20 protein-coding genes and 1 pseudogene are annotated in these 26,212 nt (G+C 64.2%); 5 read left to right on the top strand and 16 right to left on the bottom strand.

The window, feature by feature from the left end:
• Position 1: 1 nt before the first annotated feature.
• Both nosZ and F9K20_RS03915 read right to left on the bottom strand, forming a co-directional pair.
• Positions 2-1,939, bottom strand: a complete 1,938-nt coding sequence (nosZ, locus tag F9K20_RS03920) for a TAT-dependent nitrous-oxide reductase (protein ID WP_290997553.1) — start codon at positions 1,937-1,939, stop codon at positions 2-4.
• The gene (locus F9K20_RS03915) at positions 1,926-4,223 is read right to left on the bottom strand and encodes a NosR/NirI family protein (protein ID WP_290997552.1); all 2,298 of its coding nucleotides are present in this window, start codon (positions 4,221-4,223) and stop codon (positions 1,926-1,928) included. Before F9K20_RS03915 ends, nosZ begins: the two co-directional genes overlap by 14 nt.
• A gap of 278 nt (positions 4,224-4,501) precedes the next feature.
• On the opposite strand from F9K20_RS03915, the gene F9K20_RS03910 reads away from it, so the two are divergent.
• Positions 4,502-5,317 carry a pentapeptide repeat-containing protein gene (locus F9K20_RS03910; protein ID WP_290997550.1) on the top strand — a complete coding sequence of 272 codons (816 nt, stop codon included), beginning with the start codon at positions 4,502-4,504 and terminating at the stop codon, positions 5,315-5,317.
• Between the two features lie 40 nt (positions 5,318-5,357).
• Positions 5,358-5,625, top strand: a pseudogene (locus F9K20_RS21245) (DUF488 domain-containing protein).
• Between the two features lie 116 nt (positions 5,626-5,741).
• On the opposite strand, the gene F9K20_RS03895 reads toward F9K20_RS21245, so the two are convergent.
• From F9K20_RS03895 to F9K20_RS03830, 14 genes are all read right to left on the bottom strand, one after another.
• The gene (locus F9K20_RS03895) at positions 5,742-6,020 is read right to left on the bottom strand and encodes a hypothetical protein (protein WP_290997546.1); all 279 of its coding nucleotides are present in this window, start codon (positions 6,018-6,020) and stop codon (positions 5,742-5,744) included.
• A complete protein-coding gene (locus tag F9K20_RS03890; RefSeq protein WP_290997544.1) occupies positions 6,017-6,862 on the bottom strand; it encodes a peptidylprolyl isomerase in 846 nt (281 codons plus the stop codon). The genes F9K20_RS03895 and F9K20_RS03890 overlap by 4 nt, the downstream gene beginning before the upstream one ends.
• A 5-nt stretch (positions 6,863-6,867) precedes the next feature.
• The gene (narI, locus tag F9K20_RS03885) at positions 6,868-7,599 is read right to left on the bottom strand and encodes a respiratory nitrate reductase subunit gamma (RefSeq protein ID WP_290997542.1); all 732 of its coding nucleotides are present in this window, start codon (positions 7,597-7,599) and stop codon (positions 6,868-6,870) included.
• 10 nt (positions 7,600-7,609) lie between these two features.
• The gene (narJ, locus tag F9K20_RS03880; protein ID WP_290997540.1) at positions 7,610-8,341 is read right to left on the bottom strand and encodes a nitrate reductase molybdenum cofactor assembly chaperone; all 732 of its coding nucleotides are present in this window, start codon (positions 8,339-8,341) and stop codon (positions 7,610-7,612) included.
• The gene (gene narH, locus F9K20_RS03875) at positions 8,338-9,858 is read right to left on the bottom strand and encodes a nitrate reductase subunit beta (RefSeq protein WP_290997538.1); all 1,521 of its coding nucleotides are present in this window, start codon (positions 9,856-9,858) and stop codon (positions 8,338-8,340) included. The genes narJ and narH overlap by 4 nt, the downstream gene beginning before the upstream one ends.
• The gene (locus F9K20_RS03870) at positions 9,855-13,625 is read right to left on the bottom strand and encodes a nitrate reductase subunit alpha (protein ID WP_290997536.1); all 3,771 of its coding nucleotides are present in this window, start codon (positions 13,623-13,625) and stop codon (positions 9,855-9,857) included. The genes narH and F9K20_RS03870 overlap by 4 nt, the downstream gene beginning before the upstream one ends.
• 28 nt (positions 13,626-13,653) lie before the next feature.
• Positions 13,654-15,018: an MFS transporter gene (locus tag F9K20_RS03865; RefSeq protein ID WP_290997534.1), complete on the bottom strand. Its 1,365-nt coding sequence runs from the start codon at positions 15,016-15,018 to the stop codon at positions 13,654-13,656.
• A gap of 401 nt (positions 15,019-15,419) precedes the next feature.
• Positions 15,420-16,694 (bottom strand): beta-ketoacyl-ACP synthase, encoded by a 1,275-nt coding sequence (locus F9K20_RS03860; protein WP_290997532.1) that lies wholly within the window; start codon positions 16,692-16,694, stop codon positions 15,420-15,422.
• Between the two features lie 7 nt (positions 16,695-16,701).
• Positions 16,702-17,919 carry a beta-ketoacyl-ACP synthase gene (locus F9K20_RS03855; RefSeq protein WP_290997530.1) on the bottom strand — a complete coding sequence of 406 codons (1,218 nt, stop codon included), beginning with the start codon at positions 17,917-17,919 and terminating at the stop codon, positions 16,702-16,704.
• A gap of 16 nt (positions 17,920-17,935) precedes the next feature.
• A complete protein-coding gene (locus F9K20_RS03850) occupies positions 17,936-18,961 on the bottom strand; it encodes a zinc-binding dehydrogenase (RefSeq protein WP_290997529.1) in 1,026 nt (341 codons plus the stop codon).
• A 53-nt stretch (positions 18,962-19,014) separates the two neighbouring features.
• Positions 19,015-20,301: a beta-ketoacyl-ACP synthase gene (locus tag F9K20_RS03845; RefSeq protein WP_290997527.1), complete on the bottom strand. Its 1,287-nt coding sequence runs from the start codon at positions 20,299-20,301 to the stop codon at positions 19,015-19,017.
• 11 nt (positions 20,302-20,312) lie between these two features.
• Entirely contained in the window at positions 20,313-21,521 is a 1,209-nt protein-coding gene (locus F9K20_RS03840; RefSeq protein WP_290997525.1) for a beta-ketoacyl-ACP synthase, read from the bottom strand.
• A 1-nt stretch (position 21,522) separates the two neighbouring features.
• Positions 21,523-21,990, bottom strand: coding sequence for a 3-hydroxyacyl-ACP dehydratase FabZ family protein (locus F9K20_RS03835; protein ID WP_290997523.1), 468 nt, complete (start codon positions 21,988-21,990; stop codon positions 21,523-21,525).
• A gap of 15 nt (positions 21,991-22,005) precedes the next feature.
• Positions 22,006-22,293, bottom strand: a complete 288-nt coding sequence (locus tag F9K20_RS03830; RefSeq protein ID WP_290997521.1) for an acyl carrier protein — start codon at positions 22,291-22,293, stop codon at positions 22,006-22,008.
• Between the two features lie 205 nt (positions 22,294-22,498).
• On the opposite strand from F9K20_RS03830, the gene F9K20_RS03825 reads away from it, so the two are divergent.
• The 3 genes from F9K20_RS03825 to F9K20_RS03815 are packed head-to-tail and all read left to right on the top strand — an operon-like array spanning position 22,499 to position 26,211.
• Complete coding sequence (locus F9K20_RS03825; protein ID WP_290997519.1) at positions 22,499-23,713, top strand: SDR family oxidoreductase; 1,215 nt, start codon at positions 22,499-22,501, stop codon at positions 23,711-23,713.
• 11 nt (positions 23,714-23,724) lie between these two features.
• The gene (locus F9K20_RS03820) at positions 23,725-25,959 is read left to right on the top strand and encodes an HAD-IIIC family phosphatase (protein ID WP_290997517.1); all 2,235 of its coding nucleotides are present in this window, start codon (positions 23,725-23,727) and stop codon (positions 25,957-25,959) included.
• Entirely contained in the window at positions 25,960-26,211 is a 252-nt protein-coding gene (locus tag F9K20_RS03815; RefSeq protein WP_290997515.1) for an acyl carrier protein, read from the top strand.
• The last annotated feature ends 1 nt before the right edge of the window (position 26,212 follow it).

Below are 26,212 nucleotides of genomic sequence, written 5' to 3'. Positions count from 1 at the left end.
CCTACGCCCCAGCCTCCTCGACCAGCATCTGGCCCAGCATCTCCATGTGGAGCGCGTGGCAGAACCACTGGCAGTAGTAGTAGTGGACACCCACGCGATTGGCCTTGAACGTCACCGAGGCGGTCGCTTGCGGGGCCACCTCCATGGCGATGCCGTAGTCGACGATCGTGAAGCCGTGCGTGAGGTCGACCACATCGTCGACATTGGTGACGAATACAGTCACCTCATCGCCCTTCCTCACCTTGAACTGGGGGACGCCGTAGGAGGGTGCCGACGAGGTCATGTAGACGCGCACCTTGTCGCCATCGCGAATGACCTTGTTGTCGGCCTCCAGCGTGATCCCGTCCTTCTTCGCCCACGACCGCGCAAACTCGAATAACGGGTCGTCGCGCTTCCAGATCTCGACCGGCTTGAGCTTGGAGGCGTGGAGGATGGTGGCGTCATGCGGCTCGGCGAAGGTCGGTCCGTCGTGAACCAGCACCATCTTGTCGCCGGAGATATCGATGAGCTGATCATTCTCCGGCTTCAGGGGGCCGACGTTGAGGAAGCGGTCCTTGGAAAACTTGCAGAGCGCAACAGCCCACTTGCCGTCTGCCTCCTTCGTCTCCGCCTGCGAGGCGTTGACGTGGCCGATCTGGTAGTGGACGTCGATCTTCTGCCTGATGGGATTGACCTTCTCTCCCTTGTAGGCGCGCACGGCGTCCTCGAGGTTCCACTTGACGACCTGCGAGTCGAGGAACAGCGAGGTATAGCAATTGCCCCTGCCGTCGAAGGTCGTGTGCAACGGCCCGAGCCCGACTTCGAGGTTGCCGACGATGGTCTCCTCGCCCTTGATCTTGCCGGCGAAGAGATCGTCGAACTTGTCCCAGGCGAAGATGGTCACCGTGGGCGACAGCTTGCCGTTGATGACGAGGTGCTTGCCGTCGGGGGCGGCGTTGCAGCCGTGCGGGCTGTTGGCGACCGGAATGTAGCGCGTGACGTTGAGATCTGACGTCTTGCGCCCGTCGACCACCTTGACGCCGTTGATTTCCTGGTACTTTCCGGCTTTGACCGCGTCCTCGATGGCCTTGATGTTGAAGACGACGATGTGGTCCTTGTCGCTCGACATCATCTCAGCGACAGTGATGCCCTCCTCGGCGTTGTAGCAAGTCGAGGCGACATACTTGCCCTGGTAGTCGCCGTCATTGTTGTCGAGGTTGCCGCTGACGATGACCTGCCAGGCGACCTGCATCGTATCGCCGTCGATGGCCGAGAAGACCGAGTTCCACTTCTTCGGCTCGTCGAGATACCTGCCGACGTTCGGTACGGGAACGCGGTTCTCGCCGTTGCAGAACACATAGCCAGTGCGCGGATAGCGCTGCAGGCGCAGGCCGTGGATGGAGTGTGCGTTGGGAATTTGAAGGATCTTGTCGCACTTCATCACGTCGAGGCGGATGCGGGCGATGCGGCTGTTGGCCTTGTCGTTGACGAACACGTACCGGCCGTCATAAGCGCCATCCGTATAGGAAGGTCGCGGATGGTGGAGATCGCCGTTGTGGAAGGTCTTCTGGCCCAGCGAGGCGAGATACTCGCGCGACTCCGGCGTCAGTCCCTCCGACAGAATTTCGAGGCTCTCGTTGGTGATGCCCCAACCCGTGGCACTGCAGCGGTTGAACACCGGTATGCGTATCAGCTCGCGCATCGACGGCAGGCCGAGGATGCGCAACTCTCCCGAGTGGCCGCCCGACCAGAAGCCGTAATACTCGTCGAGCTTGCCGGGAGGCACGTGCGTCTTCTGTTCGGCCTCCTCCTGCTCGCTGGCTTTTGCCGGTGTGCCGGAGAGGGCGAGACTACCCGCACCTCCCGCCAATAGGCCACCGCTTCCGGCGACGGTCGCTACCGTAAGGCCGCTTCCGAGTAGGTCGCGCCTGCTCAATCCTTGTTCGTTAGGCTTCGACATCTGCTCTCTCCTTTGATTTGACTGTGAACTTGATCGGCGTGGGCGGGCGCCGCTGCTCGGGCGCCTCGGTGAGGGGCGCCGGCAGTGCCGGCTTGCCACCCTTCTTGCCTCTACCCTCGCGCTTCATGACCAGCGGCGGGCAGGTATGGTCGTCCCAGTAGATGACCTGGCACTGCAGGCAGTGGATGCATTCGTGTGGATTGATCTGGCCGAGGGGATGGATCGCTTGGACGCGGCATCTCTTGGCACAGAGCTGGCATTCGTAGCCGCACTGCTTGCGCCGCTTGAGCCAATCGAACATGCGCCCGCGGCCCGGGATGGCAAGCGCGGCGCCAAGTACGCACAGGTAGCGGCAATAGAAGCGCTCGATGAAGAGTCCGCCCGCGAGCAGCGCGAGCGCGAACAGCACAAACGTCCATTCGCGCATGAAGCGCAACAGCACGACGGTCTTGAAGGGCTCGATCTCGGCTAGCTGCTCGGCGAAGGCCATGTTGCCGAGAGAGACGCCGAAGAGCCCGAGAAAGAGGATGTATTTGATAGCCGTCAGGCGTTCGTGCCACGCGTAGGGAACGGTGATTTGGCGAATGCCGAGCCATCGCGCCGCGGAATTGAGGAGCTCTTGCAGAGAGCCGAACGGGCACAGCCAACCGCAATAGGCGCCGCGTCCCCAGAATAGGAGCGATACCGCCGTCACGCACCAGAGCAGGAAGATCAGCGGGTCGAGAAGAAAGAATTCCCAGCGGAAACCGGTGACGAGCGAGTGCGTAAAGGTCAGTACGTTGATGACCGAGAGCTGTGCCTTGGCGTAGACCCCGAGCCAAAGCACGCTGAAGATGAGAAACGCGGTGCGCAGCCGGCCGAACAGTACTGGCTTCTTCACCAGCCAGTCCTGGAAGAAGAAGATGGACATCAGGATGGTGAGCGAGAGCGACAGGATCGCGATGTCGAGAGCGCGGGCCTGCCAGATCTGGACCCATGGCTCTGCGACGGCCGGATCTTCGGCCCCGTCGGCGGGAGCCACGTTCGCTGCCCCGCTTTCTCCCTGTGCGGTGGCTTCAGCGAGCGAAGGCCGCGCCGCCGTTTGCACGTAGCGCGCGGGCAACTCGTAGCTCAGTGAGAAGCTCGTAAATGCCTTCTTGATCGGTCCGATCGGCCGCTGCGCCAATAGCTCTAGGCGGAAAGGCTTTGCGGGGTCGAACTTGGCGCTTTCCGGGAGGCGGAAGAGACCAATCTCCTCGAACTCGGGACTCCCCGGCGCCGCGAATTTGTCGAGGCGGCGATAATCCTTGTCGCGGAACAGGATCGTGGCGTCGTCCTGCACGAGCTGCAGTCGATCGAAAATGCCGCCACGCACGAAACCTGAGCCGCGAAAGCTGTAATCGCCGTTGGCAGCGACGACGACGCCGGCCTGCTTGTCCCCCGTCCAGGCCTTGGCCGCCTGATAGTCCTCCTTGGAGAGAAGTGAGCGGCCAATGCTCTCGACGCTGAAGAGGCCGACGTAGAGATCGATGAACACTTCGTCGGGCTCGCCGGCCCTGGCGTAAGGCTCAGGGCTCCCGACTCCAATTGCCTTGAACGCGGTGTCCACCTCTGCGTTCGACAGGTGCAAGCGGCGCAGCCGCCCATCACCGAGCAGCGCGGGCCAATCGGCGGCCTCGAATGGCACTGAGGCCAAGGTTGTGACTGTGCCTGCCGATGATTGCGCCTGGGTTGCGGCGGCAGCGAAGCCGGCGATGCCGCGCGACTTGGCGAGACCGAGCGCCGACCGCAGCAGCCCGTCATTGATGACGACCGCGGTCACGGTGGCGCCACTGATGGCATCGACGCCGTGGTCCGACCGCGCTTGCGACGCGGCGACGATGTTGCGCCCGACGTAGCGATCGACGAACTCGAAGAGTCGCTCCTGCGGGATGCCGATGAGCAGGATCGGCTCGTGATGCTCGACGACCTTGGCGCCGACGATCACACCCGCGGTGTTGAGCCCGGCGAGAATCTTGATGGGTTTGCCCGAGTAGCCGATCACGCTCGCCTCGAAGACGTAGCCGATCAGCTTGCCGCCCTTATAGGCAGCGGCTGCGGGCGGAGAGCCTTCCGTCGGGCCGAAGCTCTCGGCCCCGGGGAAGACGTTGGCCGGTGCGATCTCGGCTCGATAGGCACCAAATTCCGTGGCATGCGCCGCGGAGACCAGTAGGACGCCCAACAAGAGAGCGCAGGCGCGCAGCAGCGGATGCCTGCCGTTCGCCAGCCGGCCGGGTCGTATGCCAGAGTTTGCCGCTGCCGACATTTTTTGGACCTCGCATCCATTCTGCAAAGGGGCGCAGAACAGCCGTGGTCCAAGGAGCTTCCGTTGTTGGGAGTGGCGCGGCCTTAACTTAGATCAAACCTGGCCAGACGAGCTGCTGCGACACAGTCGACAGCGATGTCTGGCGTCGCCGGCTCTCATCCCAATGGCACCCGAATTGACGTAGGTTAAGGGGCCTCGCGAGGCTCGGCGACTAGGCTCAGCCGGTGCAATGGGGGGTTCAGCTTCGGGATCGGACGGGGAAGGTTTTGTGGGGATGGATGCAGGTCCATCGAACGAATATGTTCCGAATTCCTATCCTGGGCACGGTGCTCGTCACCTCGCTACTAGCTGCCCGACCACTTGGCGCGGCGGACGTGACAGTCCGCGAGATCACCCAAATGCTTGTGAATGAGCAGCCAGGTAGGATCGTTACGCTTGCCGGTCGCGATTTGAGCTTTCTCGATCTGAGCGGGCTCGACTTTAAGGGCGCCCGGCTGACAGGCGCCAATCTCTATGCAGCCGACCTCTCGCAGGCCAACCTGCGCAATGTCGATCTCTCCGGGGCCCTCTTGGATCGGGCGAGGATCATCGGTGCGGATTTCTCGCATGCGAACCTCAGCGGCGCCGTGATGCGCCTGCCGCACGCAGCGTCGAGCGCCACGTTCAGTCGGGTAGATGCGCCGCGATTCGCCGGCGCCGATCTTTCCCATGCTCGCCTTGTTGCTCGGCTCGATGGGGCCGACTTCCGCGGTGCGGATATGCAAGGCGCGCAACTCCATCCCTATGGCGATGGCACGCAGAATGCCGCGGCCCGAAGGACGTCCTTGATCGCCTGCGACTTCTCCGCCGCTGTGCTTGTCGGCGCCAATCTTTCCAACTCCTTGTTAACCTTTGCGAAATTTACGAATGCCGACCTGACGGGGGCCAACCTGCGCGGCGCTGATCTGTCGAAGACGAACTTCTTTGGCGCCACGCTTGCCGCGGCCGACCTTACCGGAGCGGATCTTGACGGCGCCAATTTCCATGGCGCCAACGGGCTCGAAACGGTCGTAGGCTTGGACCTCGCTCGAAACGTTGAAAGAGCGCTGCGATGAGTGCTTGGGCCGCCTACCGGCTGCTCGCGAGGGTCGCCGCATGATCAAGATCAAACGCGTCTATGAGTCCGCATCCAAGAGCGATGGGCACCGCGCCTTAGTCGATAGAGTTTGGCCACGCGGCATGTCGAGGGAGTCCGCTCGCATTCATGAATGGCTGTCCGACGTCGCGCCGTCACGATCTGCGCCGCTGGTACGGGCACGACTCAACGCGATGGAGAGAGTTCTGCCGCCGTTACTTTGGTGAGCTGGAAGGCAAGCCGGAGGTGGTGGACATCTCCGCGAGATTGCGACCCGAACGACTGTGACACTTCTGTCTTCCGCTCGCGAGCTGAAGCATAACAATGCCGCCGCGCTGAAGATCTACCTTGATCGTTGCGACTGAGCCCTATGCTGCACTTCCGAGAATGGTGAGCGCCATTATCTACTGGCGCGGAAGCGTCGTCTCGAGAATGTAGGCGAGGGCAGCCAAGCCTGGATCCTCCCGACCCTGGCAGCGTCCCATGAGTGCGAGCCAAGCCTCGTCGCCGGCCGTATTGGCGAACGCGTGGACACAGCGGGCCGCAAAGGCGCCGGTCGACATCCCGGCGGCATGTCCGGCGGATGTGGTGCGTGACAGCAGCGAAGGATTTCCCAGCGCCGCGATCGCTTCTTCCGCCACGCCGTCCTCTGTCAAGCGGCCGATCAAATCGCCAAGCGTCATTGGTGCACCTGTGTGCTCGCGCGCCCCGGTCCAGCCTCAAGTTGCAGCCCTTCGATCTGAGCTTTCTCGGCGAGCATGCGCACGTAAAGGGTATGCGCCCGGGTGGTGGCCGCCGTGCGCAGATACTCGGAGATCTTTTGCTTCACCAACTCGAAGGGCAGCTCCTTGCCCTCGATGCGGCGGTCGAGCCGTATGATGTGAACCCCGTAGCGGGTGGCGACAGGCTCGTCCGTGATTTCACCTTCATCGAGCGTGCACAGCGCCGCCTCGAATTCGGGTGTCGTTTGGCCCGGTGTTATCTGGCCGAGGGCGCCGCCTTGGGCGCCCGACGGACAACCTGAATGCTGGCGTGCGAGACCGGCAAATGCATCGGGTGACTGCTTCAGGGCCGCAATCAGCTCTTCTGCCTTTGCAGTTGCTTTCTTGAACAAGCCGGCATCGCGGCGTGGCGCGGCGATGAGGATGTGCGCGGCTTCGTAGATCGTCGGGGCGGAAAAGCGGCTGCGGTTGCGCTCGTAGTACCGCCGGCACGTGTCGGGGTCGGCATCAGGGATCTTGATCGCTGTTTCTAGCAACTGGCGAATGAGCGCGTCCTCGTCGGTTTCCCGCCGACCCTGGGCGTCAGCGGTAGGTTCGGGCGTCAGCTCAAGCCGCCCGGCCTCCTGCAGCAGCAGCTCGCGCACCACGAGCGCCTGTGCCGCGGCCATCCATGCGGATGCGGGCGTCGGGGCGGGATGGTTCTGCGCCTCGCGCGAAATCGCATCGTGACGAATGGCGACGCCATTGACCTTGACGGTCGGGCGCGGCGCCTTGGCAAGGTCGGAATGAAGCGAGCAACCCATGCTACTCACTCCGCCGCTTCCAGCTGGGGCATTGCCGCCCGCGTCCGGGGTGCACCGCGCGTGCGCACGACTTGGTAGCCACGCCGGCCGAGATACCAGACCGGCGCACTCCAGATGTGCACGAGCCGTGTGAAGGGGAAGACGAGGAAGATCGTCATGCCGAGGAACAGATGCAGCTTGAAGATTGGGTTCACGTCGGCGACGTAGGCGGAGATGCCCGGCTGCAGCGTGAGGACCCCCTGCGCCCAGCTCATGAAGCGAACCATCTCGCCGCCATCGAGATGGTTCAGCGAGACGGGAATCGTAGCCAACCCAAGCAACAATTGCGCGTAGAGCAGCAGCAGAACGGCGATATCCCCGAACGACGATGTCTTGCGGATGCGCGCGTCGAAAAGCCGGCGATGCACGAGCAGCGTAATACCGATGAGGCAGGCAACGGCGGCAACGCCGCCGACGACGATCGCCATCCACTGTTTGAAGCCGTGCGAGATGCCGATGGCGTCGAACACCCAGATAGGCGTCAGCAGGCCGACGAAATGCCCGAGGAAGATGACGAGGATGCCGAAGTGAAAGAGGTTCGACCCCCACATCAGCTGACGGCGGCGCAGGAGCTGACTGGAGCCGGAGCGCCACGTGTACTGCTCGTAGTCGAAGCGTAGCAAGCTTCCGAGCAGGAAGACCGTCAGGCAGAGATAGGGGTACCAACCAAAGACGATGTGATCGAGAGTTTCGGTCATGGCGGTTTCCTCACGGCCGCGAAATTTCGGGGCGCTTTGCCGGCGCGTTGGCGATGCCCGGTGCGGGGCGTCGGCCGGCGCGAATGCGGGCGATCAACTCGTCCTTGCAGCCAGAACCCGAGCCCGGACCGAACGTCACCGGCTCGTCCTCCCAAGCGGCGTCGAGCGCCGCGAGGTCCATGGCATCGGGGTCGGCTTCCTTGAGCAATTCGGAGACGGCCTCGCGGCTCGGTGGAGCGGCGGCCAGCGCAACCAGAACGCGGAATACGGGTTCGTACGGCGATTGGCGCTTGTGGAGGCGCTCGGCGAGGGCGCAAAAGATGTGGGCCGGCTGCGCGAGCAACTCGAAGGCTTCCGCGCGCGGCCGCAGCGACAGGAACTCGAGAAACACGGGCAGGAAGTCGGGCAGGTCTCTGGTGCCGATGCACAGTCCTTCCTTCTCGTAGAGGCTCTTCAGGTCGACCATGGCTTGGCCCCGGTCGCGGCCTTCCCCGTGCACATGCTCGAAGAGGTGCAGCGACAGCGAGCGGGTGCGATCGAACAGCAGCACGTAGCGCTCCTCGAGATCGTAGAGATCGCTGCCGGCGAGCTCCTCGATCAGCAGGGCGAGATCATCTCGCTGCGCGATGGGAACGAGCCCCTCCTCGTCGAGCACCGTTTGCAGCTCGCCTGCCGCGCCCTGCAACTCTGCCGTCGGATAGCTCAGTAGAGCCGAGAGCACCTTGAAGGTTCTGGTCGTCATGCGACCTCCATCGGGGTCCTGGCACGTTTCGGAGTGCCGAACAGGTTTGTCTCCGTAGTTCCGCCCGAGCAGCCGTTGCCGAACGAGAAGCCACACGAGCCGCGCAGGTCGTAGGCGTCCTCGCCGAGCTCGCGGTGCGCGGTCGGGATCACGAAGCGGTCCTCGTAATTGGCGATCGCCATCACCTGATACATCTCATCGATCTGTCCGCTCGTCAGCCCGACACGGCGGGCGATGCCCTCGTCGGTCATGCCGTCGATGGTCTTGGCGCGCATATAGGCGCGCATGGCGAGCATGCGCTCGAGCGCCTGGGCTACGGGGGCCTCCTGGCCGGCGGTCAGCAGGTTCGCCAGATATTTAAGCGGGATGCGCAGGGAGCGCACGTCGGGCATTTCGCCGTCGTGGCCGATCTTGCCGGCGGCTGCCGCGGATTGAATCGGCGACAGCGGCGGCACGTACCACACCATCGGCAGCGTGCGGTACTCAGGATGCAGTGGGAAGGCGACCTTCCACTCCATAGCCATCTTCCAGATCGGGGAGCGCTTCGCCGCCTCGAGCCAGTCCTCCGGTACGCCCTCGGCGCGCGCCTGGGCGATGACGCGAGGATCGTGCGGATCGAGAAAAACACCGAGCTGCGCTTCATAGAGATCCTGCTCGTCGGCGACGCTCGCCGCCTCCTCGATGCGGTCTGCGTCGTAGAGCACGACGCCGAGATAGCGGATGCGCCCGACACACGTTTCCGAGCACACCGTCGGCTGGCCGGCCTCGATGCGCGGATAGCAGAGGATGCACTTCTCCGACTTTCCGCTCGACCAATTGTAATAGATCTTCTTGTAGGGGCAGCCCGACACGCACATGCGCCAGCCGCGGCATTTGTCCTGATCGATGAGGACGATGCCGTCCTCCTCGCGCTTATAGATGGCGCCAGAGGGACAGGCCGCGACGCAAGCCGGATTGAGGCAGTGCTCGCACAGCCGCGGCAAGTACATCATAAAGGTGTTTTCGAACTCGCCGTAGATTTCCTTCTGTACCTCGTCGAAGTTGTAGTCGGCCGAGCGCTTCACGAATTCACCGCCGAGAATCTCTTCCCAGTTCGGGCCCCAGTTGATCTTCTCCATGCGATTGCCGGTGATCAGCGAGCGCGGGCGCGCGGTCGGGAAGGCCGACAGTTCCGGCGCCTTCTGCAGGTGCTCGTAGTCGAAGGTGAACGGTTCGTAGTAGTCGTCGATCTCTGGCAGATCGGGATTGGCGAAGATATTGGCGAGCACGCGCCACTTGGCGCCGATCTTCGGCTCGATGTTGCCGTTCTTCTTCCTCACCCAGCCGCCGTTCCAGCGCTCCTGGTTCTCCCAATCCTTGGGGTAGCCGACGCCGGGCTTGGTCTCGACGTTGTTGAACCAGGCGTATTCCATGCCTTCGCGGCTGGTCCACACGTTCTTGCAGGTGACAGAGCAGGTGTGACACCCGATGCACTTGTCGAGGTTCAGCACCATCGCGATTTGCGCGCGGATCTTCATTCGGCGGCCTCCATCTTCGGCGCGGGCGCGACAGGGAGCGGTTCTGGCTGGTCGGCGGTCGGTTCATCGAGCCAATCGACGGCGCTCATCTTGCGCACGATGACGAACTCGTCGCGGTTCGATCCCACGGTGCCGTAGTAGTTGAAGCCGTAGGACTGTTGTGCGTACCCGCCGATCATGTGGGTAGGCTTCAAGACCGCGCGCGTAACCGAGTTGTGAATGCCGCCGCGCTGGCCCGTCTGCTCGGACCCGGGCACGTTCACGATCTTCTCCTGCGCGTGGTACATCATGCACATGCCTTCCTTGACGCGCTGGGAGACAACCGCACGAGCCACGAGCGCGCCGTTGGTGTTGAAGGCCTCGATCCAGTCGTTGTCGACAATCCCCGCCTTCCTGGCATCCACCTCGCTGATCCACACGATGGGGCCGCCGCGAGACAGCGTAAGCATCAGGAGATTGTCGGTATAGGTGGAGTGAATGCCCCACTTCTGGTGCGGCGTGATGAAGTTGAGCACGACCGACTTGTTGCCGTTCGGCTTGCGATCGAGCACGGGCTTAATGGTCTTGGTGTCGATCGGCGGCCGGTAGGCACAGAAGCCCTCGCCGAAGGCGCGCATCCACAAGTGATCCTGATAGAGCTGCTGGCGCCCGGTGAGCGTGCGCCAGGGGATCAGCTCATGCACGTTCGTGTAGCCGGCGTTGTAGCAGACCTTCTCCGACTCGAGCCCCGACCATATCGGCGAGGAGATGATCTTGCGCGGCTGGGCTACGACGTCGCGGAAGCGTATCTTGTCGTCCTCCTTCCCGATCGCGAGGTGCGTGTGGTCACGGCCGGTGAAGGTGCCGAGCGAGGCCCAGGCTTTGACCGCCACCTCGCCGTTAGTCTCCGGGGCGAGCATGAGCAGCACTTCGGCGGCATCGATGTCGGTGTCGATGCGCGCCGCGCCCTTGGTGGGCCCTTCCTCGGTGATGATGCCGTTGAGTTTCTTTAAGAGCTCGACCTCGTGCTCCGTGTTCCAGCTCATGCCCTTGCCGCCGTTGCCGAGCTTGGCCATCAACGGGCCGAGGGAGGTGAAGCGCTTGTAGAGGTTGGGATAGTCGCGCTCGACCACGGTCACTTGCGGCATGGTCTTGCCGGGGATCGGCGCCACTTCGCCCTTCTTCCAATCCTTGACGTCGAGCGCCTGCGCGATCTCGCCGGCCGTGTCGTGCATGATCGGTGTCAGCACGACATCCTTCTCGACGCCCAGAACCTCAGGAGCAACCTCGGAGAACTTCCGAGCGATCGATTTGTAGATCTCCCAGTCGCTGCGGCACTCCCACACCGGATCGACCGCGCCGGTCAGCGGGTGAATGAACGGGTGCATGTCGGACGTGTTGAGATCGTTCTTCTCGTACCAGGTGGCGGTTGGCAGAACGATGTCGGAGTAAACGCAGGTGGTCGACATGCGGAAGTCGAGCGTCACCAGCAAGTCGAGCTTCCCTTCCGGCGCCTCCTCGTGCCAGGTGACATCGAGCGGCTTCTGCTTGCCCGTGGCGCCGAGGTCCTTGCCCATGACGCCATGCGTCGTGCCGAGAAGGTGCTTCAGGAAGTACTCGTGCCCCTTGCCCGACGAGCCGAGCAGATTGGAGCGCCAGACGAAAAGGTTGCGTGGCCAGTTGACCGGCTTGTCGGGGTCCTCGCAGGAAAGCTTGAGCGCGCCGGACTTCAAAGCGTCCGCCACGTAGTCCTTTGGCTCGAGACCTTTCTCGGCTGCCTTTGCCGCAACCGCCAGGGGGTTCTGCTCGAGCTGTGGCGCGGACGGCAGCCAGCCCATGCGCTCGGCGCGGACGTTGTAGTCGATGATGGCGCCGTCCCACGGTCCCGGCGGCGCGGTGGGCGAGAGAATCTCCTTCACGTCCAGCGTCTCGTAGCGCCATTGATCGGTGTGCGCGTAGAAGAACGAGGTCGCGTTCTGCTGGCGCGGCGGACGCCCCCAGTCGAGCCCGAACGCCAGAGGCAGCCAGCCCGATTGCGGCCGCAGCTTTTCCTGGCCAACATAGTGCGACCAGCCACCGCCCGACTGGCCGACGCAACCGCACATCACCAGCATGTTGATGACGCCGCGGTAGTTCATGTCCATGTGGTACCAGTGGTTCATCGCCGCACCGATGATGATCATCGAGCGACCGCGGGTCTTTTCGGCGTTGAGCGCGAACTCGCGGGCGACGGTGATGATCTGGTCGCGCGGCACGCCGGTTATCTTTTCCGCCCAGGCTGGCGTGTAGGGCTCGTTGTCGTCGTAGGACTTAGCAACGTTGCCGCCGCCGAAACCGCGGTCGACGCCGTAGTTGGCGACGAAGAGATCGAACACACTGGCGACGAGGGCCTCGCCGTCGGCAAGCGCAATCCTTTTCACCGGTACGCGACGCGGCAATACGCTGGCGTGATCGGTGCCCGTGAAATGATCGTGCTCGGCATTGCCGAAGTAAGGGAAGGCGACCTCGGCGTACTCGTCCCTGACATCATCGAGCGTCAACCGCAGTTTGGTGGTGCGTCCGGACGCCTCCTTCTCCTCCAGGTTCCATTTGCCCTTCTCGCCCCAGCGGAAGCCGACCGAGCCGTGCGGCACCACGATCGCGCCCGAAGCCTCGTCATAGGCCACGGTCTTCCACTCCGGATTGTTGGTTTCGCCGAGCGCGCCTGCGAAATCGGAGGCGCGCAACAGCCGGTCAGGGACGAGGTTGGAACCCTGCTTCACCAACCGCACCAGCATCGGCATGTCGGTGTATTGACGGACGTAGTCCTCGAAGTAGGCGACCTTTCTATCGACGTAGCATTCGCGCACGATGACGTGGCCCATGGCCATCGCCAGCGCGGAGTCGGTTCCCTGCTTCACCGAGATCCAGAGATCGGCAAACTTTGATGCCTCGGAATAGTCGGGGCATATGACGACGCTCTTGGCACCGCGATAGCGGGCCTCGGTATAGAAGTGGGCGTCGGGCGTGCGCGTCTGCGGGACGTTCGACCCCCACAGGATGAGAAAGCCCGAATTGTACCAATCGGCCGATTCCGGCACGTCGGTCTGCTCGCCCCAGGTTTGCGGGGAGGCAGGCGGGAGGTCGCAGTACCAGTCGTAGAACGACAGGCACACGCCCCCGAGCAGCGAGAGATAGCGCGCGCCGGCGGCGTAGCTCACCATCGACATCGCCGGGATCGGCGAGAAGCCGCAAATGCGGTCGGGGCCGTACGTCTTCGCCGTATAGGCATTGGCGGCGGCGATGATCTCCGTCACCTCGTCCCAGGTGGCGCGCACAAAGCCACCGAGGCCGCGCTTCTTCGTATAGGCAGCCCGCTTCTCGGGGCTCTCGACGATGGACGCCCAGGCGGCAACCGGCGTGCGCACGGCCCTCGCCTCGCGCCACAGCTTCAACAGGCGCGAGCGCACCAGTGGGTACTTCGCTCGGTTGCCCGAGTAGAGATACCAGGAGTAGCTGGCGCCGCGAGCGCAGCCCCGCGGCTCGTGGTTTGGCAGCTCCGGGCGTGTGCGCGGGTAATCGGTCTGCTGCGTCTCCCAGGTGACGATGCCGCCCTTGACGTAGATCTTCCACGAGCACGAGCCGGTGCAGTTGGCGCCGTGCGTGGAACGCACAATCTTGTCGTGCTGCCAGCGCTTGCGGTAGCCGTCCTCCCAACGCCGATCCTCGCGGGTTACGACGCCGTGGCCGTCGGCAAACTCGTCGACGACGCGGTTGAAGAACGTGAGGCGATCGAGGAAGTGGCTCATGGTCTGCTCCGATGGGGGCCGGTGAGCATCAGCAAGGCTTCTCCGCGCCCTTGCGCGCGTAGTACCACCAGTTGATTGCCGCACAGACGAGATAGAAGAGGGCGGCCCAGTAGAAGAATGGGTTGAACGAGCCGAACCAATCAAGCGCGTAGCCGAGCATAAGCCCGCAGGCGAATGGGCCGAACGCGGCCATGGCGCTTGTCCAGCCGATCACCCCGGCGGCTTGGCGCGGCGGAAAGATCATCGGCATCTGCTTGAATGTCGACGCGTTGCCGACGCCAGCGAAGAAGAACAGCATGAGCATGACGGCGACGAAGTAGGGGAACTCGGCCATCGAGGTCGGGGCGGTAAAGAACGTAATGGCGATGGCCGACACAAGGAGGCCGATGAAGGACCATTGCGTGACGCGCGCGCCGCCAAGTCTGTCGGCAAGGGGACCGGCGAAGATGCGGGCCGCCGAGCCGACGAGCGGGCCGAGGAAAGCATAGGCCAGCGGGTCGGGCGCGCCAGGCATGCCGCCGTAGAGCTTCTGGATGAGCAGCGGGAACGTCGCAGCCAGGCCCGAGAAGGTGCCGAAGGTGCCTACATAGAGAAACGTCATGAACAGGCCGTGCTTCATCCCGAAGATGTCGAGCTGCTCGCCGAAGTTGGCGCGCACGGGCACACTGCGCAGCATCACCCAGGAGGCAATGCCGAACACTACGATGAAGGGCACGTAGATGGCGGTGGCGTTCTGCAGCCAGATCGGACTGGCGGCTTCAGGTGCGGGGCCGGCAATCTGCGGCTCGCCGAGCAGCGATCCGGCAAGCGCAAAGCCGATGATCCAAGGCGTGACGAACTGCACGATGGAGACGCCGAAATTACCGACCCCGGCCTGGATCGCGAGAGCCGTGCCTTGTAGGTGCTTGGGGAAGAACAGGCTGGTCGAGGGCATGAAGGACGAGAAATTCCCCCCGCCGAGGCCGGCGAGGAAGGCGAGCAGGAGCAGCACCCAATAGGGCGTCGTCGGGTCCTGGACGGCGAAGTACCATCCGACCGCGGGGACGAGCAGCGAAAGCGTGGCGAAGGCTACGACGTGGCGCGTTCCAAAGAGCGGGACGAGGAACGTATGCGCCATGCGCATCAGGCCCCCCGCAAGGCCAGGCAAGGCCGCGAGCCAGAATAGCTGCGTGGTCGTCAGGGCAAATCCGGCCGCCGGTAGCCGCACGACGAGTGCCGAGACGACGAACCAGACGATGAAGGCCAGGGTGAGATCGACCGTCGTGATGCCGAGGGTTCGCCAGGCAAGGCGCTTGCCGCGCGCCTCCCAGAAGGCGCTATCGTCCGTTGACCATTGCTGCAGCCAGGTAGCGTCCGCCTTGCGCTGATCCACCGAATTGGCGCTCACGGTCATTTGCCTCCTCCTGCCGCCCGCGGGACAGCTGTGAGATTTCCGCCTTCGCTCTCACGAGCCCGCGCGTAGTTTGCCTGCTCCAACATTAAAAATGTTGACCTACGTCAATGGACGGCGAAATCGGCGTGGACGCTGCACGGGGCCGCATAGAGCCGCGACCCCGCCGTTCGGGGAGGCGGCGGTCGCGTCGATCACGATCCCCCTGGTGGGCACGTGTGATGCTTGACCCGGGTTAACCGTGGCGCTCATGCCGCTGCGACATGTTGATGGCGTCCGCTGTCGGCTGTCAGTGCGCAGCGGGCCCCACGCCACTACTCCATACCGCGACAACGGCGCAATGAGCGAATATCCGCGGAACCAGGCGTATCGCCGCGCCGCGCACGGCATCGCTGCCTATCCGCTCAAGGCGCCGCGAGCACCAATGAGACGTTCTGGCCGCCGAACCCGAACGAGTTGGAGAGCACCGTGTGCACGCTCGCCGGACGCGAGACGTTGGCAACAACGTCAAGCGGGATTTCCGGATCGGGCAGAGCATAGTTGATCGTCGGCGGCAGCGTGCCGTTCCTGATCGTCAGCAGGGAAAACACGGCCTCGATGGCTCCGGCGGCCGATAGCGTGTGGCCGATCATCGACTTGTTGGAGCTGATTGGCGTTGCCGCCAGATGCTCGCCGAGCACCGCCTTGAGCGAGATGTACTCCATCTTGTCGTTCTCCGGCGTGCTCGTGCCATGGGCATTGATGTAGTCGATCTCGTCGGGGTCGACGCCGGCATCGTCCAATGCATTGCGGATGGCGCCAATGATCGCTGTCCCGTCCGGCTTCGACCGCGTGCGGTGATAGGTGTCCGCCTTCTCGCCGCAGCCGCGCACGAATCCCAAGATAGAGGCGCCCCGCGCCTTGGCCGACTGGTAGGACTCCAGAACCAAAGCGGCCGCTCCCTCGGCCATGACAAATCCATCGCGATCCTTCGAGAACGGTCGCGAGGCTCGGTCGGCGGGCTCGTTCCTGGTCGACAACGCGGAAAGCAGTGAAAATCGGATCAGGGCCTCGATCTGAACCGAGGTGTCCGTTCCAATGCAGAGAGCCACCTCCGTTTCGCCACGACGTATCGCCTCGACACCGAGCTGTATCGCCGTCGCGCCCGATGCGCACGCGGTGGACACCGAGATGGGCAGCCCGCGGGTTCCGAGGCTTGCGGCGATGTGGTCGGCAACGCTGGCGAACTGGAAGAGGGAACCGAAGTCGCGCCAATCGCCATCTCGCGCCGCGGCGACGAGCCGCTTGTACCCGGATAGATCCGCGACTGAAGGGGTATCATAGAGCGCCTTGCGCTGCGGCCACTCGAGTTCCGCCGGGGGCGTGGCGAGAAAGAGCGGACCAGGAAAGCTCCCCGAGGATCCTATAGCAGCCTCGCCGAGCGCCTCCTGCGCTGCGCACAGTGCCATCTCGACCGAAAGTGCCGGCGCCGACCGAGGCTGGGGAGCGAGAAAGTCGACGGTGCCGGCAATCGTCGTGCGCAATCCGTCGGTCGCAAAGCGCGAGATCTTCTTGATCCCAGAGCTGCCCGCGGTCAGGGCCGCCCAGTTGTCCGTCTTGCCGATGCCAAGCGATGTCACCACTCCAGTGCCGGTGACGGCGACCAGCGGGCGTCCCCTATCGTCGCGGTAGTTGCTCATTGTTTCCTCAAGCGATCGCCTCGACGAGCGCGAGCCCTTCCCCGCGCCAATGCCCTGTGCCGGTCACGAGAACGCGCTCGACCGTGCCGGCAAATGGCCGCTCTATTCCCGATCCATCGAGGGGCGCCGGCAGCGACCCGTGCCTTGCCGCGAGCGCGGCCATCGCCAACCCGGTGGGGAAATGTGCCTCCACACCGTGGCCGAGCAGACTGCCATAGGCACGAACGATCGGTTCGATGTTGTGCCCCTGCAGGTAATCGAAGAACTCGATCTCCTCGCTGGTCGCCGGCTCTACACCGCTCGCCCCGCTGAGCACCGGAAGGGTGCCCTTGGGCAGCAGTGCGCGAACCGTCTCGAACATCGTCATCAGCGTGCGTGCCACATCGCCGTCGATGCGCCTGCAGCAGTCGGTCACGACGTCGACGATGCGCGCATATGGCGCTGCACCGCGCACCCTGGCATGGGCGCCCGACTCCAGCATGAGGAAGGCACCCACGCTACCCGGTATGAATCCGCCTCCGCCCGAGCGGCGATCCCAGACTCCGGCGTGCGGGCCCCGCCACAGGTTGTGCCCGAGCTCATAGCCCAGCAGGAGATCCTCACGCTCTGCATTCAACGCGCCGCCGACGAGGACCAGCTCCGCCTGGCCTGCCTTGATGCGCCTCACGGCATTCTCGACGGCGGTGAGACCCGCGATCTCCTCGCCCATGAAGGTGCGCGATGAGGCCGTGACGCCGTGCACGATCGAGATATTGCCGGCGAGCATGTTGGAGAGCTGCGCCAGGAACAGTGTTGGCCGCAGCGTGCTGGGCAACACCTCCTTGGCGAGAACGGTGCTGTCGTTGCCGTCCGCGAGCTTGTCGAGCACCTCGCAATCGACCTTGGTGTCGCGCTCTCCGCTGCCGGCCGCAACGACGAGGTGGGTGCAGTCGAGGAGATCGGGTTTGCCAGCGATGCCTGCGTCAGCCAAGGCGAGGCCGGCGGCGTAGACGCCGATCCGCTGCCACGCCTCCATCTGCCTCTGGTCGCTGTTTTTCGGAATCTGCTTCGCGTAGTCAAGCGGCGCCAGGGGATGGACACAGTACGGCGCGTAGCGGACGTCGTCGACGATCGGGCGGTGACCTCCGGGCGGTGATGGGTCGACGACATGGGCAGCACCATCCTCGCCCAGCGAGCTCACCAGCCCGATCCCTGTGACCCAGACCTCGTTAGTGCTTCGCGGCATTGCCCCGATGCTCCGGTTAGAGGTTTATGATGATCTTGCCGAATACGTCGCGGTCTTCGAGCCGCTTGAGACCAGTTGCGATCTCGTCGAGACGAAGCGTCGTATCGATGACCGGGCGCACGAGGCCTTGGGCCATTTTGTCCATGACGCTGCGCATGCTGCCCATGCGGCAGCCGAAGCTGCCGATCAGACGCAGCTGCTGCTGGAAGAGCGTGTAGAGATTGGTCTTAGCGGCGACACCCGTCGTCGAGCCGCAGGTGACGAGGCGTCCACCGCGCTTGAGCGACAACAGGCTGCCGGCCCATGTGTCGGGACCGGTATGCTCGAACACGACATCGACGCCGCGGCGCTCCGTAATTCTGCGGACCCGGCCCTCGAACCGCTCTTGCTTGTAGTTGATGACGTGGTCCGCGCCGAGTGCGCGCGCCCTTTGGGCCTTCTCGTCGCTTCCTACGGTGGTGATGACCGTGGCTCCCGCCGCCTTGGCGAGCTGAATGGCGGCGGTGCCAATTCCACTGCCGCCGGCGTGGACGAGTACGGTCTCGCCGCGTTGAAGCCCCGCGTTCTCGAACAGCATGTGCTCGACCGTTCCGAACGTGATCGGCGCGCACGCGGCCGCTTCGGCAGGGAGACCATCCGGCGCCTTCACCGCGAGCCTTGCCGGAATGTTCACGCGCTCGCGCAGGAAGCCGTCGGTATGAAAGCCATACATGGGAGCGGGCCCGTCGCAGAAGTTGTCGCGTCCTTCGCGACAAGGACCACACGTGCCGCAGGTCTTTGCACCGTAGACAGCGACGAGGTCACCCGTCGCCAAGCCCGTGACGGCGGAACCCGTCGCAACAACCTCGCCGGCCGCCTCGGCACCGAGCACGATCGGAAGCGCGCGTTTGGCGAACGCCATGCCGCGCCAGCTCCAGACGTCGATGTGGTTGAGGGCGACGGCGCGCAAGCGCACTTGGACTTCGTCAGGTGCCGGCGCGGACGGCGCGTCGATCTCGCCGATCTGGATCTGGCGTTCGCCGATGAGCTCAGCTGCGCGCATGCGTCGCGCGTCGCTGCGGTCCGCAGGCGCTCTCTCCGCGGTAGCTTGGCCCATCACGATGGTTCTCCAGAAAAGATGACGCAGACGTTCTGCCCTCCGAAGCCGAACGAGTTCGACAGCACGGTGCGGACGTTGGCTGCGCGGCTCGTGTTCGGCACGACATCCAGGGGCAGTTCCGGGTCGGGATCGTCGTAGTTGATTGTCGGCGGCAGCACGCCGTTTCCAATGGTCAGAAGCGTGATGACCGCTTCGACGGAGCCGGCGGCGATCAGCGTATGACCGACCATGGACTTGTTGGAGCTGACCGGCGTGCGCGTGAGATGCTCGCCGAGAACCGCCTTCAGCGACAGGTACTCCATCTTGTCATTCTCGGGGGTGCTTGTGCCGTGCGCATTGACGTAGTCGATCTCGTCGGGAGTGACATCGGCATCGCTCAAGGTCTTGCGCAGAGCGGCGATGATGGCGCGCCCATCGGGCCGCGAGCGGGTACGGTGGTAATCATCGGCCTTCTCTCCGCAGCCGCGCACGATGCCGAGGATCCTGGCGCCGCGCGCCTTCGCCGCGGCGTAGGCCTCGAGGACGAGCGCACCGGCCCCTTCCCCCAGCACGAAGCCATCGCGCTTCTTGGAGAATGGCTTGGAGGCCTTGTGCGGAGGATCGTTGGCCGTTGAAAGGGCCGACAGCAGAGAAAATCGGATCAATCCCTCGGGGTGGACGGTGGCGTCGGTGCCGATACACAGGGCGGCGTCGGTCGCTCCGCGCCGTATGGCTTCAACGGCGAGCTGGATGGTCGTCGCGCCGGAGGCGCAAGCGGTGCATATCGACAGCGGCTCTCCGCGCGTCCCGAACCGCTCCTGCAGTCGGTCGGCAATGGCTGCGAAGCGAACATGCCTTGCCATGTCGCCGCGCAAGCCATTGCGTGCGCTCGCCAAGAGGCGTCCGTAACCTGCTAGATCCGGGTGGGCACCGCCGCCGTTGTAGAGTGCGCGAAGGTGCGGCCATTCGAGCTCCGAAGGCGGCGTGGCGATGATGAGTGGACCGGGAAAGTCGCCAGCGGCGCCGAGACCCGCTTGGGCAATGGCCTCGGCTCCGGCGGTCTCGGCCATGGTCGCCGACAGTTCGTAGGCCGAATATGGCTCGACTTGAAGTTGGTCGACGGTGGCCGCGATCGTAGTCTTGAGGCCATCTGTAGGGAAACGAGTGATGGGCTTGATCGCGGACTGTCCCGCCACAAGCCGCCGCCAATTATCCGTTGTACCGACGCCGAGCGACGTCACGAGCCCCAACCCGGTGACGGCCACCACGGGCCGTCCTCTGCGGTCCTGGAAGGTGCTGCCCATGTCTTTAGGCCTCACTGCACCGGAACGACGAGGCCCAGTCCCTCGCCGCGCCAATGGCCGAACGCGGTGACAAGGACCCCATCTGGTCGAGCTTGGCCGGCAAGCTCGCGACCTGACTGATCGAAGGGCGGGTAGAACGTGCCCTCGCAGACAGACATGGCGGCGAGCGCCATGCCTGCGATGAAATGCGCTTCGAGCGAATGACCGAGGACGCTGCCCCAGGCGCGGAGAAGCGGGTAAAATCCCGCCTTCTTCATTCCGTCGAGGAACTCGATCTCGGCGGCCGTGATCGGCTCGGCTCCGCTGGCACCGCTCAGCACCCCTAACTTGCCGCCTGTCGGCGCGATCCCGAGGCTCGCCAATAGACGCGCCGCCGTGCTCGCGGCTTGCCCATCGTCGCGCCGCGAGCGGTCCGAGCGGATGCCGGCAACGCGCGCGTAGGGCTCGACCTCGCGCGCACGGGCATGACTTGCCGCTTCGATGACGAGGAAGGCGCCGAGGCTGCCAAGAACCAGCCCGCCGTCTTGTGCCGACCGCTCCCAGACTGAGCGAAACGGCCCTGCATAAAGTCTGGTAGCGAGCTCGCAGTTGAGGAGAAGGTCTTCGCGCTCGGCATTGAGAGCGCCGCCAACCAGGAACAGATCGCCCTGGCCTGCCTCGATGCGGTCGACGGCATCGGCAATGGCGGCGACGCCGGCCATCTCTTCTCCCTTGAAGGTTCGAGACGATCCCGTGGCCCCGTGGATGATCGAGATATTGCCAGCCAGAAGGTTGGACAGTTGGCCGAGATAGAGCGTCGGCCTGAGCCCCGTCATCAGTTCGCGGTTGAGGGTCGCTCCTGGGGAAGGAGCGCTATCGATGACCTCGAGAACGCGCGCATCCAGCACAAGATCGCGCTCGCCGTTGCCGGCGGCGATGCACAGGTTCGTCTTATCGAGCAGCTCGGCGTTGCCCGCGAGGTTCGCGTCCTCGAGGGCAAGGCCGGCGGCATAGACGCCGATCCGTTGCCAGCGCTCCATCTGGCGCTGGTCGCTCGTGCGCGGAATCTGCTTGGCGAAATCGAGCGGTGCGAGGGGATGCACGCAGTAGGGTGGGAACCGCAGCTCGTCCGTGACCGGCCGGCATTGCGCTTTGTTGCCAAGCTTACGCCAATGTTCGGCGGCGCCTTGGCCCAGTGAGCTCACAAGCCCGATTCCGGTGATCCAAGCCTGCTCTGCCATATCAAGCGACCGCCTCGTCCAATAGGCCAAGGCGCCTGCCTTCGCTGCGCACGTACTGCTCGAGCGCTGGCGAGGGAAACGCGACCGTACGCAGGGTCAGCCTGGCGTCGCACACGCGCTTGCCTTCGCGGGCGACCTGCGCCTCGGTGACCGTGAAGCCCGATCCATCGTGAATGCGCGTTGCTCTTACTTCGAGGCATGATCCCGGCTGCACGAAGGATCGGAAATTGGCTTCCTTGGCGTTGGCGAAGAAGGGCATGCGCGAAAATCGATTGATCGCCAGGACCAGATAGCCGGACGCTTGTGCCATGGTCTCGAGGAGCAGGACGCCCGGCATCAGCGCATGGCCGGGGAAGTGCCCGTCGAACACCGGGCTCGAAGTGGGGACACGAGCCGAGGCAACAAGCGTTCCGCTCTCGACGTCGACCTCGTCGATTGCATCGAGCATCTGGAAATACTCGAGGCGCATGCGGTCGTGCGCTCCTTAGGCGGTTGCCGCGACTGCCGCACGCAAATTGTCGATCTGGGTGCAGAGATTGCGGATGATGAAATAGTCGTCGCCGCTCCGCTTGCCTTCGTTCACCTCGCTCATCCAGTCTTCGACGGGAAGCTGGATGGCGAACGTCCTGTCGATCTCGAACGTGATGTCGAGGAACGCCAGACTGTCGATCTCGAGGTCCTTCATGACGTGGCTGCCCGGCTCGATCCGCTCGATCGGCACGTCGCTCGCCGACGAGATGATGCTGGCCACGGTTTCGAAGGTGGAAGCCATCGGGCAATCTCCCTGCTTAGGCCGATCGCGGGTGGGACGCAGACAGGCACACCGACGCGCCGCTAGCAGCTAGGCGATCAGTTCGACATGCCCACCATGAGCGCTTCTAACAACGCGCAACCCCTTGCTTCTTAACCGAAGTCAAATAGCCGACGGTCCCCCTTGGCTAACGCTTGGCTGAACTGCTCACTTGCCCTGGGGCTCAATGACACAGCCGCTGGACCGCCTGCTTGCGCTGCGCGTCGGTCAGACCGAGAGCCTGTCGCGCACCATCACAGCCGAGGACGTCGCGGCCTTCGCACGGCTGTCTGGCGACTTCAACGCACTGCATCTCGACGGCGAGTTCGCGGCCCGCACGGAGTTCGCCCGGCCGGTAGTGCACGGCTTTCTGCACGCCAGCCTGCTGTCGACGCTCATCGGCATGAAGCTGCCCGGCCGCGGTGCGCTTTACGTTTCCCAGAGCATCGAGTTCACCAGGCCCGTGTTCGTCGGCGACAGCGTGGAGGCGCGCGCTACGATCGAGAAGATCGATGCCGAGACGCGCCTCGTCACGTTGCACACCGAGATCGTCAACGCGCGCGATGAGTGCGTATTGCGCGGCACTGCGCAGGCCAAGGTCCTGCGCCTTGCCGAGGAGCGGGAGGAGCGTCCCTCCGAACGGATCGCGACGCGGGGGCTACTCGCTGGGCGCACCGCGCTGGTCACCGGCGCCTCGCGCGGCATCGGCCGGGCGGTGGCGCGGCTGTTTGCGCAAGAGGGCGCGACGGTATGGATCAACTACAACAAGAGTGAGACCGCGGCGGAAGGTCTCGCTCAAGAGATCGCCTCCGTGGGTGGGTCCTGCCGCACCATTCAGGCCGACGTCACCAGTGAGCAGGATGTCGCTCGGCTGCTGCAATCGGTCACCGACGCTGGCGATCTGCATATCCTCGTCAACAATGCAGGCCCCAAAATTCTATCTGCGCCATTTGAGAGCCTCGCCTGGAACGATGTCGCCGGGGCGTTCGAGCAGATTGTCGGCAGCGCCTTTCGCGTGACGCGAGCCGCGCTCCCCGCCTTGAAGGCAACGCGCGGCAGCATCGTGACGATCCTCTCCTCGGCTGCGCTGGGCCGGACGGCGCATAGGTGGCTTCCTTACGTTATGGGCAAGAGCGCGCTCTTGGCGATGAGCAAGAACCTCGCTCAGGAGGTCGGGCCGCTAGGGGTCACCGTCAACGTGATCTCGCCGTCGATGGTCGACACCGATCTCGTCGCCCACGTGCCTGACCGCGTGCGTCGCGAGATCGTGTCCCGCACGCCCTTGCGCCGGCTCGCCACGCCCGAGGACGTCGCCGGCGCGGCGCTGCTCCTCGCCTCTCCCTATGCCTCATTCATCACCGGCGAGAACCTGCTCGTCACCGGTGGCGAAGTCATGATCTGAGGAGGCCCAGCGTGTCGTCGACGTCCTCCGCAGCAATGCAGAAGGGCATCAACCTGAGCGATCGGTCATCTTCGGTGGCTGCACCTCGCGGGCGGGTGGCCGATATCGTCGATGCCGCCATCGCAGCAGCGTCAGAATGCCTGCGCGAACGCGTCATCCTGCAAGCGATCGATTGGAGGCCGGTAGAGCCGGACAAGGTTGCGTCGTTGTTGTCATCCCTCGAGCATGGCGGCGCCTCCTGTCCGCGCTGGCTTGCCCAATCGCTGCTCGCTGCAGGGCATGTGCTAACGGATGACCTCGATTGCCGTCTTCCTGCGGATTTGAAGGCTCTGCACCGCGTCAACCGCGCGCAGGAACTGCCCCCGAACGAAGCCGGCACTGTCGCGATGCTCGAGGCGCTGAGGAGCGATGGCAGCGTCGATCGCGATGTCATCGCCGCCTTGGTTCGGCGGCTGGTCGAGCTCGGCTGGTCGACGGAGGCCGTGCAATTGGCGCTCGCGCATTATCATCGGGCGCCCGAAGTCATGCGGCACACAGGGCAGCACTTTGCCGCTCAGCTCGAGCGCCTGCCGAATGTGCGGCTGCGAGTGGCCGGATGCTCCACGACGCAAATACTGGCGGATGAGCTCGCCCCCGCGTGTGCGGTAGAAGGCTGGCGGGCGGAAATATCGCAGGCGGACTTTGGAGAGGTCATCACCGAGCTTCTGGCGCCTCGGTCCGACGGCGATGCGCTCGTCGTTCTTCTCGATCTCGATGGTTTCGCGGCGAGAGATTGGCGCAACGCCCCGGCCGATGGTTTCAAGCTGCTTTCCGATAAGGCCGAGCTTTTGGGAAATGCTTTGGCAGCGTTCGCAGAGCGTTCGGCCGTCCCTTTGTTGATCAATACGATTCCCTCGGCGCCGGCACCGACAGCCGGTCTTCTCGATCGCCACCACGACATGGGCCTGCGCCGCGGGATTGATCTCGTCAACGCGCGTATCCTCGATGCAGCGGAACGCTCGGGCCACATCATCGTCATCGATACCGACCAGGCGCTGGCCGAGTTGCCCATCTTGCGGCATATCGATCCGAAGCTCTGGTTCTATGGTCGAATTGCCTACTCGGCCGATGCGACGCGAGCACTGGCACGGGCTTTTGCGCAAGCCTGGAGTCTGGTGCGGCGCGGGCCGGTGAAAGTTGTCGCGGTCGATCTCGACAATACGCTTTGGGGCGGCGTCTATGGTGACGACGGCGTCGAGCGGCTCGCATGCGGGCACGATTTTCCCGGCAATGCGTTTCTCGCCATGCAGCAGGAATGCCTTCGCTTGAAGGGGCAGGGACTGCTCCTCGTTGCGCTCAGCAAAAACAATGCTGATGCGATCACTGCCTTCGAATGCCACCCGGGCATGGCGCTGCGGCCCGATGATTTCGCCGCCGCGGCCATCAACTGGGAGCCGAAGCCCCAGAACATTCGCGCTGTTGCTGATTCGCTCAACCTAGGGCTGGACAGCTTCCTGTTTCTCGACGACAGCCCGCAAGAGCGGGAAGCGATGCGCCGCGCTTGTCCGGAGGTCAGGGTGCCGGAGATACCGCCGGACCCCGCCGACCGTCCCCTGTGGTTGCGCCGGCTCGCCTGCACCTGGCCGGTGCGCCTGACTGCCGAGGACGCGGCGAGAGCGTCGTCCTATGCGGCCGGCCGCGAAGCCGCAGCCCTGAAGGCAAGCGCAGCCAGCCTAGATGATTTTCTGCTCGGCCTCGAGCAGCGTCTGACGTTGAGCCACGTGTGCGCGGGCACGCTGGCGCGCGTCGCGCAGATGCACCAGCGAACCAACCAGTTCAACCTGACAACGCTGCGCAGCACGGAAGCCGATATCGCAACGCTGACCGCCGGCGGGACGCGCGGAGTGGCGATCCTTGGGCGTGTCGCCGACAAGTTCGGCGACCATGGCATTGTCATCGCAGCGACGGTGGCCATCGATGGCGATGCGGCGGAGATCCGATCGCTGCTGATGAGTTGCCGCGTCATCGGGCGGCAGGTCGAGCATGCATTCGTTGGCGAGCTATTGGCTGAGCTTGCCCGGCGTGGGGTCGTCCAAGTGCGCGGCGACTACATTCCCACGGCCAAGAACGGCATGGTGCGCGACTTCTACGCGGCCTGCGGATTTGAGCTGACGCACAGCGACGAGACGAAGTCCACGTGGACATTTTGCTTCGGGCAGGCAGAGCTGCCGAGCTCGCAGTTCGTAAGCACAGCATGGGAGAACTGAATGGACGCCCGTTCGCCAACCGCGCTTCACTATCCCGAACTCGTGGGCATCTTCGAGGAGGTGTTCCAGCATACGGACACCCTCAGCGCAGCCACGTCATCCTACGATATCGAGCGCTGGGACTCGCTGCAGCATATCGCGCTGATCCGCTCGCTGGAGGTCACGTTCGGGGTGCGGCTGTCGATGGACGAGATGATGGAGATCCGCAGCGTCGGCGATATCGAGAATGTGCTGCGCCGCCACGGGGTATGAT

The organism is Hyphomicrobium sp., assembly GCF_009026145.1.
Classification (GTDB): domain Bacteria; phylum Pseudomonadota; class Alphaproteobacteria; order Rhizobiales; family Hyphomicrobiaceae; genus Hyphomicrobium_A.
Note: the sequence above shows the minus strand (reverse complement) of the source record. Positions and strands in the feature narration are given on the sequence as shown.

Coding starts and splice junctions, on each gene's coding strand:
- F9K20_RS03910 (WP_290997550.1), top strand. CDS start 4,502: ATGCAGGTCCATCGAACGAATATGTTCCGAATTCCTATCCTGGGCACG.
- F9K20_RS03870 (WP_290997536.1), bottom strand. CDS start 13,625: ATGAGCCACTTCCTCGATCGCCTCACGTTCTTCAACCGCGTCGTCGAC.
- narH (WP_290997538.1), bottom strand. CDS start 9,858: ATGAAGATCCGCGCGCAAATCGCGATGGTGCTGAACCTCGACAAGTGC.
- F9K20_RS03815 (WP_290997515.1), top strand. CDS start 25,960: ATGGACGCCCGTTCGCCAACCGCGCTTCACTATCCCGAACTCGTGGGC.
- F9K20_RS03855 (WP_290997530.1), bottom strand. CDS start 17,919: ATGCCGCGAAGCACTAACGAGGTCTGGGTCACAGGGATCGGGCTGGTG.
- narJ (WP_290997540.1), bottom strand. CDS start 8,341: ATGACGACCAGAACCTTCAAGGTGCTCTCGGCTCTACTGAGCTATCCG.
- F9K20_RS03825 (WP_290997519.1), top strand. CDS start 22,499: ATGACACAGCCGCTGGACCGCCTGCTTGCGCTGCGCGTCGGTCAGACC.
- F9K20_RS03915 (WP_290997552.1), bottom strand. CDS start 4,223: ATGTCGGCAGCGGCAAACTCTGGCATACGACCCGGCCGGCTGGCGAAC.
- F9K20_RS03845 (WP_290997527.1), bottom strand. CDS start 20,301: ATGGGCAGCACCTTCCAGGACCGCAGAGGACGGCCCGTGGTGGCCGTC.
- F9K20_RS03850 (WP_290997529.1), bottom strand. CDS start 18,961: ATGCGCGCAGCTGAGCTCATCGGCGAACGCCAGATCCAGATCGGCGAG.
- F9K20_RS03865 (WP_290997534.1), bottom strand. CDS start 15,018: ATGACCGTGAGCGCCAATTCGGTGGATCAGCGCAAGGCGGACGCTACC.
- nosZ (WP_290997553.1), bottom strand. CDS start 1,939: ATGTCGAAGCCTAACGAACAAGGATTGAGCAGGCGCGACCTACTCGGA.
- F9K20_RS03860 (WP_290997532.1), bottom strand. CDS start 16,694: ATGAGCAACTACCGCGACGATAGGGGACGCCCGCTGGTCGCCGTCACC.
- F9K20_RS03835 (WP_290997523.1), bottom strand. CDS start 21,990: ATGCGCCTCGAGTATTTCCAGATGCTCGATGCAATCGACGAGGTCGAC.
- F9K20_RS03895 (WP_290997546.1), bottom strand. CDS start 6,020: ATGACGCTTGGCGATTTGATCGGCCGCTTGACAGAGGACGGCGTGGCG.
- F9K20_RS03830 (WP_290997521.1), bottom strand. CDS start 22,293: ATGGCTTCCACCTTCGAAACCGTGGCCAGCATCATCTCGTCGGCGAGC.
- F9K20_RS03840 (WP_290997525.1), bottom strand. CDS start 21,521: ATGGCAGAGCAGGCTTGGATCACCGGAATCGGGCTTGTGAGCTCACTG.
- F9K20_RS03890 (WP_290997544.1), bottom strand. CDS start 6,862: ATGGGTTGCTCGCTTCATTCCGACCTTGCCAAGGCGCCGCGCCCGACC.
- narI (WP_290997542.1), bottom strand. CDS start 7,599: ATGACCGAAACTCTCGATCACATCGTCTTTGGTTGGTACCCCTATCTC.